The organism is Metabacillus sp. YM-086 (assembly GCF_048059995.1).
Taxonomy (GTDB): Bacteria; Bacillota; Bacilli; order Bacillales; family Bacillaceae; genus Metabacillus; species Metabacillus litoralis_B.
In genome coordinates this window covers 1-14,387 of sequence record NZ_JBLUOI010000065.1, presented here as the reverse complement: position 1 = coordinate 14,387, position 14,387 = coordinate 1, and the positions used below count along the sequence as shown (strand labels likewise).

The following is a 14,387-nucleotide window of genomic DNA, read 5'->3' as shown; positions in this document are numbered from 1 at the left end:
ACGGCTCGCTCTAGCCAGCTGAGCCACACCGCCATACTGTTCCTCTATTAGGCACAAATAATATAATACAATTCAAATCATCTTTCGTCAATATGAAAATAATTTAGTATAAAAAAAGAGAAAACAATTATAATGTTTTCTCTTTTTAAATAATGTATATGAAAGCAGCAAGCTATCCTCTTCTAGCTCCACGACCACCACGTTTTGATTCTGTATTGCGTTTTAATGAAGCTAAACGATCTTCACTATCTTTTAAGAAACGATTCATTTTTTGTTCAAAGTTTTCTTTATTATTGCTATTGTTGCGGAAATCATTTCCTCTTGATCTTGGGCGATCTGAATTTCTTGGACGTTCCTGACGTTGTGGACGCTCTGGACGCTCTGGGCGTTCTGGACGATCGATTGCCTTTTTAATTGATAAGCCAATCTTTCCGTCATTTTCTACATTGATTACCTTAACTGTTACTTCATCTCCGACTTTTAAGTGATCATTAATATCTTTCACATAATTATCGGCTACTTCACTGATGTGAACAAGTCCTGTTGAACCACCCGGTAACTCCACAAACGCTCCAAAATTCGTAATGCCCGTTACCTTTCCCTGTAACTTGCTGCCAACTTCAATCGACATAAAAATAATGCTCCTCCTTAAACAGATAAAAAATCATTCAAAGCTTTATTATATTATACATAAATAAAAAATCCAGTGTCAACAAGGCTAATCTTTTATATTAAAGATGATCTCATTGTCGTCTGACAAGAAATAGTCTCTTCTTGCAATCTTAGCAATATACTCATCATCATTAAGCTTCACTATTTCTTCTCTTAATATTTTTTCTTCCTTTTGTAAACTTGTGAGTTCTTCTTCAAGCTTATTCTGTTGCTCCAGCTTTTCATCAATTGCAACTGATTGCTTATATAAGGTGGTTATAATAATGGAGGAAGTGATAATAGCTAATAGTCCTAACACGAATAATCGTCTGAATAAGCCTCTTTTTCGTCTGTTTGAAATTTGCTGTTGTCTCTCTTGCTCCATTGCATATTGTGATTGTAGCTCTGTAATTTTCTTCGATCTCTCGAGACTCATACTAGTCCTCCTTACTTCTTCCTAAATCGTTGCCACCAGGTTTTCATCTTATTAGTTGTATTCTTGACTTTTTTGAAATTTCCTGCCATATTGGCAATATTTCTTATAAGGAAATTTCTTATCCCTCTAGGAACAAGTTTCCACAAAAGGATAAAAATCCATCTTAGGGGTGCTAATAAGATTTTAACCAATGAATATAGGAATTGAAAGACCCATTTTATAATACTCCAAAGAACTTTTAACGTTCCTAATAAAATGACGATAATTAGTTGAATGAGTCCTTTTATTGGTCTAACAATCATCGCTCGTCCAATATTAACCAAAACCCTATATAATCTTATGCTTGTCTGTATTATTCGCTCTAAAAGGCTTAAATATATTTTCTTGAAAAGACTTTGATAAGCTGCATATCCACAAAGCACCGCTAGGAATATATAAATCCTAAGTTCACCTTCATTTACAAGTAACAAAAGATAAAATAGGATCAGTCCTTGAACGACCCAAAACATAAAGTCATTTATGAAGACAACCCACCTGGCTCTTAATGGCCGCTTTAAAAAGCGACCATATGTATCCAGAGCTGCTCCAATCCAACTTCCCATTCCTACCATTGCTAGCATTGTATAAAACTGTGTTGATAAACTCATTTAAATAACTTGCTAAAGAGTCCTTTAGCTTTCTCCGCATGCTGCTCATCTAGATAAATCAGATCAAAGATTCTGCTTCCTTTAATGGAAACAATCCCTTTATCAACATCTAAATTTTTCATTTGAAGGTTTTGTCCGCGGATTGCTAGTGCACCCATGACTGTGTCTAATAAAAATTCCTCATTATCAAAGCTTTCTACCTGTTTTACACCTGTAATTTCTAATAATTTTCTCCCTCGCATGATTACATCATGCTCTTGAATTGTTCCTTTATGGACAGACGCATTATTTTCATAGTACTGACTCATATTCTACCTCCGAATTCTAATAAAGGATTTTCTTTTACATGTGTATGTCATTAGAATTCGGTTTAGAACAAGCCATATGAAAAGCGAATGATGTATAAAACTTAGCAACAATAAGCCGACATCGAGTTAGGAAAAACCCCCGGTCGTTACCCTTTAAAATATGTTACATATCGAACGGTTCTTGATTAATTTTCTCTTCCTTTACTACGCGATAAAGATTTGTTGCTTCTTCTTTTTTTGTCGTTTCTTTTAGCTCTTCAATAACAACTGTAACTAGTTTTTGACCAAAACGAATAACAAGTTCATCCCCGATTTTAACATTTGAACTCGCTTTACCTGGAGTACCATTAATGGCAATTCGGCCTTGATCAGCAATTTCTTTTGCTAATGTTCTTCTTTTTATTAATCTTGAAACCTTTAGAAATTTATCCAGTCTCATTGTTCATCCCTCTTTTTATCTAAAGTCTTTGCTTCATTCCAGAGTTCGTCCATTTCTTCTAATGTCATCTTCTCTAGTTCCTTACCACTTAGCTTGGCTTGTTTCTCAATATAATTAAAACGATCAGTAAACTTAACATTTGTAGAGGATAAGGCTTCTTCTGACTCTATTTTATAGTGTCTTCCTACGTTAACTAAAGCAAATAATAGATCTCCAAATTCCTTCATAATAAGTTGCTGATCTCTTTTTAATGAGATTTCTTCTTCAAATTCCCTTATTTCCTCTTTCACTTTTTCCCAAGTACCATCAATAGAAGGCCAATCAAAGCCAATTTTTGCAGCTTTTTTCTGCAAATGATATGCCTTAGATAAAGCAGGTAATGATCCAGCTACAGAATCTAAAATTGATTGTGTTTCTGAGGATCCTTTTTCGTTCTTTTTTATTTCATCCCAGTTTGCCAAAACCTCATCTGTACTATTTACTGCTGTTTCTCCAAATACATGAGGATGCCTTCTTACCATTTTTTCTGAAATTCCGGAAATAACGTCATCAATACTAAACATACCTTCATCTTCACCAATTTGAGCATGAAGAACAACCTGTAAAAGAACATCACCAAGCTCTTCGATCATATGGTCAATATCATCTTTATCAATTGCTTCAATTAATTCATAACACTCTTCAATTAAATACTTCTTTAAAGATTGATGTGTTTGCTCCTTATCCCAAGGACACCCATTTGGTCCTCGTAACTGAGCAATGATCTTTCTGAACGTTGGAAATTGGTGATAAACAATTTTTTCTTCTGCTATTGGTGGAACATATACACTGGTTAGATTATGAACATTTGTTTCCCGATCCAACTCGTATAGCTCAACTTCTTTCAATTCTTGTTGACTGCTTCCCGCTGCAGTAACGATCATCACTTTATAATCATCAGGCAACTGTTCCATCAATGTTAGCTTTACTTCAGAAGCAATTAATTGATCATATACTTGTGTAATAATAATATGACCTTGTAGCTGTAACTGTTCACTGCTTAAAGTCATTGCATCTACTAACTGAAATCCTTCAATCGGATCTATTTCCAGAGCCTGAAAGGTTGCATCCAGAAAGCTTTGTCCACCTTCAACCGTTACAATATACCCTTTTTCTCTACCTTCTGTTAGCAAAAGCTGTACCGTTTTTTCTGCAACAAGAGGATGTCCAGGTACTGCATAAACGATATCTGTATTCTCCGCCTGCTGTAGAAGGGTCTCAACAATATTGAGGTACACTCTGTCAAAGTCCTCATTTTCTTCATAAATAGAATCAAAAGACTCATAACGAATTGAGCTATCCAATTCATGAATAACAGGATGCTCCTTTGTTCGTAAAAAAAGATACTCTGCTTTTGTTAGTAGCTGATATACACCAAATGGTAACTGATTAAGATCGCCAGCTCCTAAGCCGACTATTGTAATTTTTTTCGCCATTTATGTACCTCTCTATTTTATAATTTTATTTATAACCGGGATACTTTGCATTTCCTCTTTCGTAAAGACTTTACATTTAATAATTGCTATCCCATAAACAAGGGCACCAATTACCACTCCTATTAAAGCAGTTATAGTTGAATAAGTACGACTATGAATATTGAAATAACTATTCATTTCTAGAGCTAGAAACAATACTCCAAGCATAATAATCAATGATAGACCTATTTTATATAAGCTCTTATTACCCCTAAAGGAATACCCCTTACTTATTAGATAAAACATCATAATAATTGATATAAACATATAGGCTATCAATGTAGATATTGCTGCTCCGGTAATCCCGAAATATTGTATGAATAGCTCATTACCAATAAATTTTATTCCAGCTCCAACAAGAACAGCAATGGCTGGAACGAATGTATGTCCTAATCCTTGTAAGATTGCAAATAAAGTTAAACATATGGATGTAAATAAAACGGAACCACTTAGTATCATTAAAACTTCAGTACCTGATGAATTTCTGAACAACATTGTATTAATAGACTTCATTAAGACAATTAATCCTCCAGAGGCACCTGCGCCTATAACAAAGCATAGCTTTAATGAAAGCCTTAATTTTTCACGGATAAATCCTTCATCATTATTAACCTTTGCATTGGCAATTGCCGGTACTAAAGATAAAGCAAAGGAAGTAGCTACTACGGTTCCTAATTGTATTAAAGGCTGTCCTCTGTCATATACACCCTTTAATGTCTTTGCGGCTTCTTCCTCCATACCTCCATTTACTAAGAGAGAATACAAATTTAATGCATCTATTAACTGAATAAGGATAAGCAATAAACTACTTATTCCAATTGTTAAACTATATGTAAGTAAAGTTTTTACTATTTTCCAGGTTGAAACAGGAGCAGTAAGGTTCCAACTAAATCGATAACCCTTTTTCACCCAAATATAAATTAATATCAATAACCCAGCTAAGCTGCCGATAATGGAAGAAAGGATAGCACCTTGACCTACAATATATAAATCAAAGCCTTCTCTAATTAAAAAGTATGAGCTTAATAAAATAAAGGATACTCTAATACCTTGTTCAACCACTTGAGAAGTAGCTGTTGGATTCATGTTTTGATCAGCTTGAAAATGTCCTCGTAACAATGAAACAAAGGGAACAATTAAAAATGAAACAGAAGCTAATTGAATCAATGGTTCTAAATGTATGTCTCCCATAAAAATGGATAAGGGGGCTGATAATATGTATAAGAAAATTGATAAAGTCATGCCAAAGGCAATAAGGTACAAGAGAGTAATTGTCATTATTTTTGAGCGGACCTTTATAGAATGACCATATCCATAATCACTCATTACCTTTGAGATCATTACCGGAAAGCCGGAAGTTGCTAAAATCACACTCATTCCATAAAAGGGATACACTTGTTGATAAATATAAAAACCAATATCCCCGACGATATTTTGATATGGGACTCGGTAAGCTGCACTGAAGATTTTTGTAAGCAAACCCGCTAAAGTCAAAATCATTGCACCTTGCATGGCCTTGTTTATATGGTTTTTCTGACTATTCATTCCGTCTCCTCTCCAAATCCTCTATCCGATTATAGCATATTTGAATAGCCTTCTTAATAAAGCAAAAGGGGTGGCAATATCGCCACCCCTTTTCTAGCTTATTGTTCCATTTGGCGAGCTAAAAATCCTGCAGCTGTTTCTACAGCCTTATGCTCAACTTCACCAATTGATTGCTCTTTGGAAAGAATAATGACTGCTCCAATTGGGTCACCATTGGCCACAATTGGTCCAATCGTATATGATTTAATATCTTCATTTAATCCTTCTACGACCTGAATTTCTCCAGCATCTGCTTTTAAAACAGAGTTTCTTTCCTCCATAACCTGCTCGACAACTTCACCGATGTTCTTATTAAGGTATTCCTTTTTTGAACCACCAGATACAGCAATGAATGTGTCTCTATCACAGATTAAAACTGGATGACCTAAACTATCATATAGGGCATCTGCATATTCCTTAGAAAAGTCGCTAAGCTCACTGATTGGCGAATATTTCTTTAAAATGACCTCACCATCACGATCCACAAATATTTCTAATGGATCTCCTTCTCTAATTCGTAATGTCCTACGAATTTCCTTTGGAATTACTACGCGACCTAAATCATCAATGCGACGAACAATACCAGTTGCTTTCATCTTACGTTGCCTCACTTTCATCGGATGATAGGAAATTGACGATTGTTGATCCTGCATACAACATAAATAATAATTAAAACCTCTTATTAAACAGGAGCTTTTTTCTATGTAACAATCATCGTTTGTTAAAAATAGTATCCTTCACCATTCGAGTAATATACATCCTTTACCGGATTTTTTAAGATAAAAGTGATAAGCAACTATTAATAATATCCTTTATGCGCACTTATTAAACCTATTTTATTGGAGAATTTCTTCTTTTTTCACTTGAGATAACCCATTTAAAAGTTCAGTCGTAATACCAAGCCATTTCTCAACAGCTAATCCTTTTGTATTAACTGTTAGCTTTAATTTACTACCTTCCATTCCTAAACCAACGATTCGCTGATATTTATTACTTAAATCAAACAGTTTTTGACCATCAATTAAATTGCTGGCTTCTTCTTCTATGAGAATTGTGATGACTTCTTTATCCTGCTTAATTAACTCAACTCGTTCTTGGATAGCAAAAACCTTCAATTTGGCAATTTGGAACAGATAATCTACTTCTACTGGATATTCTCCAAAGCGATCCATCATTTCTTCTTGCAACTCTTCTAGCTCTTGTAATTCAGTAATTGACCTAAAGCGTTTATACATATCGATCTTCTGACGGCCATCTGTAATATATGATTCCGGTAAATATGCATCCACTTGAAGATCAATTTCAACATCGATTGTTTTTCGTTTCGGCTTATCAGTTTGTCTTTCTTCAATAGCTTCTTTCAGCATTTGTGAATACAAGTCAAAACCAACAGAATCAATGAATCCATGCTGCTGGGCTCCCAATAGATTACCTGCTCCCCTTATGGAAAGGTCCCTCATTGCAATCTTAAAGCCTGAGCCTAATTCGGTAAATTCCTTAATAGCTTGTAACCTTTTTTCAGCAACTTCTGTAAGCACCTTATCTTTGCGATACGTAAAATACGCATAAGCTACACGGTTGGATCGACCTACTCGTCCTCTCAGCTGATAAAGCTGTGATAGTCCCATCTTATCTGCATCATTAACAATAAGCGTGTTAACGTTAGGAATATCTACACCGGTTTCAATAATCGTTGTGCTTACTAACACATCATATTCTCCCTCAAGGAAGCTTAACATAACAGATTCTAACTCATTTTCAGTCATTTTCCCGTGTGCATATGTGACCCTTGCATCAGGTACTAGCATAGAAATTTCTTCTGCTTTTCTTTCAATATCCTCTACCCGGTTATATAGAAAGAAAACTTGACCTCCACGAGACATTTCTCTTTCAATTGATTCTCGAACGAGTGCACCATTGTATTCAACAACATATGTTTGAACCGGAAAACGATTTTCTGGTGGCGTTTCAATTACAGATAAATCCCTTACTCCTAACATGGACATGTGTAAGGTTCTTGGAATTGGAGTAGCTGTTAACGTAAGCACATCTACATTCGCCTTTAATTGTTTGATCTTTTCCTTATGTGTAACACCGAAACGTTGCTCTTCATCAATGATTAGCAATCCTAGGTCCTTATATTTTATATCCTTAGACAGAAGGCGATGTGTCCCAATAACCATATCAACGGTACCGTTACCTAATCCCTTTGTTGTTTCTGTAATTTCTTTTCTAGTTCTAAAACGGCTTAAGAGACCAACGTTAATAGGATAGTCTTGAAAACGTTCTCTAACGGTTTCAAAGTGTTGTTGAGCTAAAATAGTGGTTGGAACTAGCAGTGCAACTTGTTTACCATCTGCAATAGCTTTAAATGCTGCACGGATCGCAACCTCTGTTTTTCCATATCCAACATCTCCACATAAAAGACGGTCCATTGGACGAAGACGCTCCATATCCTTCTTAATTTCTTGTATTGAACGCATCTGATCTTCTGTTTCTTGATATGGAAAGGCCAATTCGAATTCTTTCTGCATTTCACCGTCTGGTGAGAATGCATATCCTTCACTTGCTTCACGTTCAGCATATAATTTGATTAAATCATCTGCAATGTCTTGAACCGAAGACTCAACCTTCTTCTTAACCCTGCGCCAGTCATTTCCTCCAAGCTTGTAAATCTTAGGTTCCTTGCCTTCAGAACCAACATATTTTTGCACTTGGTCAATCTGTTCAACTGGTACATAGAGCTGATCACTGCCCTGATATCTTATATTTAAATAATCCTTATGAATCCCGTTTATTTCAAGTGTTTCAATACCAAGATATTTACCAATCCCATGATTAACATGAACAACATAATCGCCAATTTCTAGTTCTGAATAGCTTTTTATTCGCTCTGCATTCGAAAGCTTTTGCCTTCTAACCTGCTTTTTCACACGTTTCTTAAAAAGCTCCTCCTCCGTGATCACAGCAAGCTTTTGCATTGGTAGTTCAAATCCTGTTTGTAAATCTCCTTGAACAATTGAAATTTGACCAGCGATTAATGGATCGTTTTGCCCCAATATTTTTGCCTGAATTTCATAGTCCTCTAATACATCCTCAAGCTTTTTTGTTCTTTCATCATTTACACCTAAGAACACAACAGAATATTGAGCTTTTTGAAAGCGTTCAAGTTCATTCTTTAAAACATGCATCTGACCATGGAAATTTTGCATTTGTTTACAAGATATATTTAATATATTTTGTGGACTTGTATGTGGCACATGTCTTAAGAAAAGTGAAAGATAGATAGAAGGATGTTTACTTTTTGTCATTACATCCATATACGAATGTGAAACCTTTATATCCTGTAAAATCCTTCCTTCTTCAAGTAAGCCGGTAAACCACTCTGCCTCTTCCCGCTCCAATTGATCATATGTTTCGTGAATCCTACTGATTTCATCCAAAATTACGATTGAATCAGTAGGAAAATAATCTAGTAAACTAGTAGGCTGCTCATATAGGAGAGAAGAATACTTAAATAGATCATGACTAAACTGATTATTACGCAGGCGCTCCAAATCATATTGAATATGCTCAAGAAGCATTTCCTTCTGTTGCTCATTTTTTAGCTTCTTTAAATTCTTTGCTAAGCCCGCTTCAATACCTTCTATGCTTCGATTTTTTGCTTCTGCATCTATTAGTATTTCAACAGCAGGCCCAATCGTTATCATTTTTAACATTTCTACTGATCTTTGATCATCTATATTAAAAGAACGTATAGAGTCAATTTCAGTATCAAACAGTTCAATTCGAATTGCATTTTCTTCTGTTAAAGGATATATATCAAGAATTCCACCACGAACACTAAATTCCCCTGGAGAGCTGACCATGTCTACTCTTTCATATCCTAAAGCAATAAAATCTTGGATATAGTTATCGAGCTCGATATCTTGTCCTAATGATAAGTTGAATTGCTTTTGCTTCCATAGCTGTTTCGGTGGAAGCAATCTTCTCACACCAGCTACTGGTGCAACTACAATAGAATGTTTACCCTCTGACAGTCGATTAAGAACTTCTATTCTTTGTGATTTTAATTCAGGGCTTGCAATAGCTACCTCTGATGCAATTAAATCATTAACAGGATACAGGTACACATCCTCTTTAATTAGGTTTAGCAAATCCTCATAGACTTTTTGAGCCTGGAAGAGGTTATGTGTCACAATCAAGATTGACTTATTTAGTTCATGATACAGTGATGCTGTAAAAACAGTTCTTGCCGAACCGGATAGGCCCGCAACAAGCTGTTCTTTTAGTCCTTCCTCAATACCAGATACAACGGTTTTGAAATCATCATTATGATAAAAATATTGCTGCAAACTATTCAAACTAGAGCCCCCCTCTCAATTGATCAATTAGTTAAACTGTAATATATATTTGATTTTAGTTCATAAATGGTAAGGTACTTTACCATAGACATGTTGAATTGAGGACTCACCACATCAAAACAGAAAAATGCCTTGGGTATCACCCAAAGCCCTTACTGAATCAAATTATCCACTTGGTGAAGATCAGGGTTTCTATGTAGTGCATCCTGGCAGTCCTCGCAAATTGTTTTAACATGCATATCTCCATTTTGTTGGTAGGTAATCATTTCTTGACGTTCGTCATTGGTTAAAGAATCAAATCCTAGCTGCTGACTAGAAAGTGATTGATTTTCAAGGCTTCCAACCTTCACACCACAGTGTCTACAATAATAATGCAAAGCCATGTTTAGCCTCCTGAAAGGTATGTTTTTACTGATAGTATGGACCTTCGTTCAGGAGGTTATACATGATAAAGGCTAAAAACCCATCACGTACCCGGTTAACTAATTATATTCATTCATTACTTGTACAAATGGTTGTTGAATCCAGCTTTCACATGCTTTTGCAGAATAACTGATTGCCTCATTAATGCCTTGCAAATCAGCCTCCGTAAATTGGCCAAGCACATAATCTGAAATCTTCATTCCATTTGTTGGTCGGTCAATTCCAACTCGAATTCTGTTAAATCCTTGGGTTCCCAAGTGCTGAATCATCGATTTTATCCCATTATGACCACCAGCACTTCCTTTAGCTCGCAGTCGTATTTTACCAACAGGTAAATCTAGATCGTCATATATCACAACTAAATCCTCAACATTCATATCATAAAAATCCATTAAGGGCCGTATACATTCTCCAGATAAATTCATGTAGGTGAGTGGTTTTAATAATATGACTTTCTCTCCTGAAATATGTCCTATTCCATAAATGCCATTATACTTTTGGCGATCAAGAGGGATTGATAAATCCTCAGAAAGTTGATCAATTACTTTAAATCCTACATTATGTCTTGTATTTTCATACTGCCTACCCGGATTTCCTAGCCCGACGATGAGTTTCATATATACCCTCCTAACCCACATCAAATCATCTATTTCAATATCGCGTGTTCAAGTTTTCACTAATATTTTATTCTATTCATCTTATTTAGCATATTCATTCTCTGAACAAAAGTAAAGTGCCAGCTTTCCATTTTCCTTTAAGTCGATATAAAGGATGAAAAACTGACACTTTTAGACTTTATTTGCACCTAAGCTAACTGGAAATTATTCCTCGTTATGCTCTCGGCCTTCTTCATTTGTTGGAGTTCCTGGTTCTTGTTCTTCACCACTATCAATTTCTTCTTCCTGCTGAGGAGGTAAGATTGACGCAACAACCTGTTCCTCATCCTGTACAAATTGATATTGACCGCTTGATGTTAAGTCCTTTATATAAAGGGCATCATTTACAGCTAAATTTGCAATATCAACATCAATTGTTTGTGGAATTTGTCCTGGTTTTGCGCTTATTGTTACTTCATGTAATGATTGTTGAAGAACGCCTCCGTCCTTTACTCCTTGAGCTTCACCAGTCAAATGAAGAGGTACTTCTACCTCTACGTCTGCCTGCATGTCTACTATATGAAAGTCAGCATGAACAATTTCATTCTTTAAAGGATCTGTTTGCATATCATATAGCATAACAGCATGTGATGAGCCATCTACATCTAGATTAATTACTGTATTTTTTCCTTCTTCTCGTAATGTTTTAATAAGTTCAATGCTATCTAAAGCTACTGGCTTACTTTCAACTTTTTTACCATAAATAATTGCTGGAATTTGCCCCGATTCACGTACCTTTCTTTTTGCAGAATTAGTGAATTCAGTTCTTTTAACTGCTTGTAGTGTTGTCATAGTTTACACCTTCCTAACGAAATTCGTTCTTATATATTGTTTGCCCATAATGTGAAAGGTATAAACATTTTTTGCAAAAACTTGTCGATAAATACAAAAGCGCATGGCGCCCACCTATCTATGAAAAGCATAATTCAACCAGGAATAGAAGATGCTCTGTAACTTCAATTCCAAGTCGGATTATGACCTCGAGCCGATGGCGCCTGGAGCGACATTCTATAATTTACAGCAATAAAAAAACCTATCCAAATCATAATGACTTGAATAGGTTTTAGTTCTATTAATCAAAAAGTAAACTTACTGATTGCTTTTCATGAACACGAATAATGGCTTCTCCAATTAAAGGTGCTACTGAAAGTTCAACTAGTTTATCAATTCTTTTTTCTTCAGGCAGTAGAATTGAGTTTGTTACAACTAATTCTTTTATTTTTGAGTTAGCAATACGTTCAATAGCAGGTCCAGATAAAACAGGGTGGGTACAGCAAGCATAAACTTCTTTTGCACCGTTCTCTTCTAGTGCATTGGCAGCTAATGTAATAGTACCAGCTGTATCGATAATATCGTCAATCAAAATTGCTGTTTTCCCTTCAATATTACCAACAATGTTCATAACTTCTGCCACATTTGGTCTTGGACGTCTTTTGTCAATAATCGCAATTGGAGCTTTTAGTTTATCAGCTAATTTACGAGTTCTTGTCACACCACCATGATCAGGAGAAACAATGACAATATCCTCTAAATTCTTTCCTAAGAAATACTCACCTAAAATTGGTACCCCCATTAGATGATCAATCGGAATATCAAAGAATCCTTGAATCTGTGGTGCATGAAGATCCAGTGTAATAACACGAGTAGAACCGGCAGTCTCTAAAAGATTCGCTACAAGCTTAGCTGTAATTGGCTCCCTTGCTCTTGCCTTACGATCTTGTCTCGCATAACCATAGTAAGGGATAACAATGTTAATTGTTTTTGCTGATGCACGCTTTAAGGCATCGATCATAATTAACAATTCCATTAAGTGCTCATTTACAGGATCACTTGTTGATTGAATAACATAAACGTCACAACCACGAATACTTTCTTCAATATTTATTTGAATTTCTCCATCACTAAAACGGGTAACAGAGCTTTTACCTAAATCAACACCAACAATATCCGCTATTTCTTTTGCGAGGGCCGGGTTGGAATTGAGTGCAAATATTTTTAAATTAGAATCTCCATAGCGATTTGACATGGTAAAGTGAAAACCTCCATTAGGAATTTTTATTATTTAATCGGTCGACATAATTCTCTTTATTTACTTGTCTTGACCGTGCAACTGACAATGCTTTTTCTGGTACATCATTTGTTACTGTTGAACCAGCAGCAACATATGCACCTTTTCCAATCGTAACAGGTGCAATTAGGTTTGAGTTACAGCCAATGAATGCACCGTCTTCTATTTTCGTTAGATATTTATTTTTTCCATCATAGTTAACAGTTATTGATCCACATCCAAGGTTTACGTCAGCACCAACCTCTGCATCTCCAATATAGCTTAGATGTGATGCTTTGCTGCCTTTGCCCATTTTAGATTTTTTTACTTCAACAAAATTACCAATTTTCACTTCATCAGATATTGTCGAAAGTGGGCGTATATGTGCGAAAGGGCCAATTGAAACGGAAGCACCTATTTCACTATCATGAGCAACCGAATGCTTAATTGATGTTGCATTGTTAATGTGGCAGTCTTTTATTTCTGTATTTGGTCCGATGATACAATCTTCACCTATAACTGTTTTCCCAATAATCATTGTCCCTGGATAAATCACGGTATCTTTACCAATAGATGTCTCAGCAGAAATATATGTTGAATCAGGATCTATCAATGTTACCCCGTTTTTCATATGTTCTTTATTAATGCGTTGCTTCATTATTTTTTCTGCTTGTGATAAAGCAATTCGGTCATTTACACCTAATGTTTCATCATAAGATGAAGTTTGATAAGCAGAAACAATTTTCCCTTCTTTTTGTAGGATCTCAATTACATCTGGAAGATAATATTCACCTTGGACGTTATCGTTTGATACATGGCTTAAGGCTTCAAATAATTCCTTATTATCAAAGCAATATGTACCGGTATTAATTTCTGTTAGTTCTCGTTCTATTTCACTCGCATCTTTATGCTCAACTATCTTTTCTACCGTTCCCTTATCGTTACGAACTATACGCCCATATCCAGTTGGATCTTCCGCTTTAGCTGTCAAAACTGTTGCCTTTGCTTGTGACTCTTGATGATGTGACAAAAGAGCAGCCATTGTTTCTGATGTTATTAACGGTGTATCGCCACAAATAACAATGGTTGTTCCTTCTTCATTTTCTAAAAACGGAGCAGCCTGCATAACAGCATGTGCTGTTCCTAGTTGTTCACTTTGTAAAGCATATTCTGTTTGGTCACCTAACTGAGACTTTACCTTTTCTGCTCCGTGACCAACAATCGTTACAATTTTAGATAAAGTTAGTTGTGACACTTGATCTAAAACATGCTGAACCATAGGCTTTCCGCAAACAGGATGTAATACTTTATATAAAGA

At 35.6% G+C, this 14,387-nt stretch carries 14 protein-coding genes; all 14 read right to left on the bottom strand.

All coding sequences use genetic code 11. From position 1 onward, the window contains the following. Positions 1–172: 172 nt before the first annotated feature. Positions 173–631 (bottom strand): S1 domain-containing RNA-binding protein, encoded by a 459-nt coding sequence (locus tag ACEWK1_RS21270; RefSeq protein ID WP_121664139.1) that lies wholly within the window; start codon positions 629–631, stop codon positions 173–175. Positions 632–718: 87 nt separating this feature from the next. Continuing rightward, positions 719–1,087 (bottom strand): FtsB family cell division protein, encoded by a 369-nt coding sequence (locus ACEWK1_RS21265; RefSeq protein ID WP_098795089.1) that lies wholly within the window; start codon positions 1,085–1,087, stop codon positions 719–721. An 11-nt stretch (positions 1,088–1,098) separates the two neighbouring features. Further along, positions 1,099–1,734, bottom strand: coding sequence for a spore cortex biosynthesis protein YabQ (gene yabQ / locus ACEWK1_RS21260; protein WP_121664138.1), 636 nt, complete (start codon positions 1,732–1,734; stop codon positions 1,099–1,101). Further along, complete coding sequence (gene yabP / locus ACEWK1_RS21255) at positions 1,731–2,042, bottom strand: sporulation protein YabP (protein WP_098795091.1); 312 nt, start codon at positions 2,040–2,042, stop codon at positions 1,731–1,733. Before yabP ends, yabQ begins: the two co-directional genes overlap by 4 nt. A gap of 163 nt (positions 2,043–2,205) precedes the next feature. Next, complete coding sequence (locus ACEWK1_RS21250; RefSeq protein ID WP_212138691.1) at positions 2,206–2,481, bottom strand: RNA-binding S4 domain-containing protein; 276 nt, start codon at positions 2,479–2,481, stop codon at positions 2,206–2,208. Next, a complete protein-coding gene (gene mazG, locus ACEWK1_RS21245) occupies positions 2,478–3,956 on the bottom strand; it encodes a nucleoside triphosphate pyrophosphohydrolase (protein WP_212138692.1) in 1,479 nt (492 codons plus the stop codon). The genes ACEWK1_RS21250 and mazG overlap by 4 nt, the downstream gene beginning before the upstream one ends. 12 nt (positions 3,957–3,968) lie before the next feature. Continuing rightward, positions 3,969–5,540, bottom strand: a complete 1,572-nt coding sequence (locus ACEWK1_RS21240) for a polysaccharide biosynthesis protein (protein ID WP_212138693.1) — start codon at positions 5,538–5,540, stop codon at positions 3,969–3,971. Positions 5,541–5,638: 98 nt separating this feature from the next. Further along, the gene (gene spoVT / locus ACEWK1_RS21235; RefSeq protein WP_121664134.1) at positions 5,639–6,175 is read right to left on the bottom strand and encodes a stage V sporulation protein T; all 537 of its coding nucleotides are present in this window, start codon (positions 6,173–6,175) and stop codon (positions 5,639–5,641) included. Positions 6,176–6,415: 240 nt separating this feature from the next. Continuing rightward, positions 6,416–9,943 (bottom strand): transcription-repair coupling factor, encoded by a 3,528-nt coding sequence (gene mfd / locus ACEWK1_RS21230; protein WP_212138694.1) that lies wholly within the window; start codon positions 9,941–9,943, stop codon positions 6,416–6,418. Between the two features lie 152 nt (positions 9,944–10,095). Beyond that, entirely contained in the window at positions 10,096–10,326 is a 231-nt protein-coding gene (locus tag ACEWK1_RS21225; protein WP_212138695.1) for an anti-sigma-F factor Fin family protein, read from the bottom strand. A gap of 99 nt (positions 10,327–10,425) precedes the next feature. Further along, positions 10,426–10,983, bottom strand: coding sequence for an aminoacyl-tRNA hydrolase (gene pth / locus ACEWK1_RS21220; protein WP_212138696.1), 558 nt, complete (start codon positions 10,981–10,983; stop codon positions 10,426–10,428). A gap of 204 nt (positions 10,984–11,187) precedes the next feature. After that, positions 11,188–11,814, bottom strand: coding sequence for a 50S ribosomal protein L25/general stress protein Ctc (locus ACEWK1_RS21215; protein ID WP_212138697.1), 627 nt, complete (start codon positions 11,812–11,814; stop codon positions 11,188–11,190). Between the two features lie 280 nt (positions 11,815–12,094). Further along, entirely contained in the window at positions 12,095–13,048 is a 954-nt protein-coding gene (locus ACEWK1_RS21210) for a ribose-phosphate diphosphokinase (protein WP_098795100.1), read from the bottom strand. A 19-nt stretch (positions 13,049–13,067) separates the two neighbouring features. Further along, a partial coding sequence (glmU, locus tag ACEWK1_RS21205) for a bifunctional UDP-N-acetylglucosamine diphosphorylase/glucosamine-1-phosphate N-acetyltransferase GlmU (protein ID WP_416636636.1) occupies positions 13,068–14,387 on the bottom strand: 1,320 nt, incomplete at its 5' end.

Excerpts from the sequence above, each read along its gene's own strand:
- ACEWK1_RS21265 (WP_098795089.1), bottom strand. The coding sequence starts at position 1,087 with ATGAGTCTCGAGAGATCGAAGAAAATTACAGAGCTACAATCACAATAT.
- pth (WP_212138696.1), bottom strand. The coding sequence starts at position 10,983 with ATGAAACTCATCGTCGGGCTAGGAAATCCGGGTAGGCAGTATGAAAAT.
- ACEWK1_RS21215 (WP_212138697.1), bottom strand. The coding sequence starts at position 11,814 with ATGACAACACTACAAGCAGTTAAAAGAACTGAATTCACTAATTCTGCA.
- ACEWK1_RS21240 (WP_212138693.1), bottom strand. The coding sequence starts at position 5,540 with ATGAATAGTCAGAAAAACCATATAAACAAGGCCATGCAAGGTGCAATG.
- yabQ (WP_121664138.1), bottom strand. The coding sequence starts at position 1,734 with ATGAGTTTATCAACACAGTTTTATACAATGCTAGCAATGGTAGGAATG.
- ACEWK1_RS21210 (WP_098795100.1), bottom strand. The coding sequence starts at position 13,048 with ATGTCAAATCGCTATGGAGATTCTAATTTAAAAATATTTGCACTCAAT.
- ACEWK1_RS21270 (WP_121664139.1), bottom strand. The coding sequence starts at position 631 with ATGTCGATTGAAGTTGGCAGCAAGTTACAGGGAAAGGTAACGGGCATT.
- yabP (WP_098795091.1), bottom strand. The coding sequence starts at position 2,042 with ATGAGTCAGTACTATGAAAATAATGCGTCTGTCCATAAAGGAACAATT.
- spoVT (WP_121664134.1), bottom strand. The coding sequence starts at position 6,175 with ATGAAAGCAACTGGTATTGTTCGTCGCATTGATGATTTAGGTCGCGTA.
- ACEWK1_RS21225 (WP_212138695.1), bottom strand. The coding sequence starts at position 10,326 with ATGGCTTTGCATTATTATTGTAGACACTGTGGTGTGAAGGTTGGAAGC.
- ACEWK1_RS21250 (WP_212138691.1), bottom strand. The coding sequence starts at position 2,481 with ATGAGACTGGATAAATTTCTAAAGGTTTCAAGATTAATAAAAAGAAGA.
- mazG (WP_212138692.1), bottom strand. The coding sequence starts at position 3,956 with ATGGCGAAAAAAATTACAATAGTCGGCTTAGGAGCTGGCGATCTTAAT.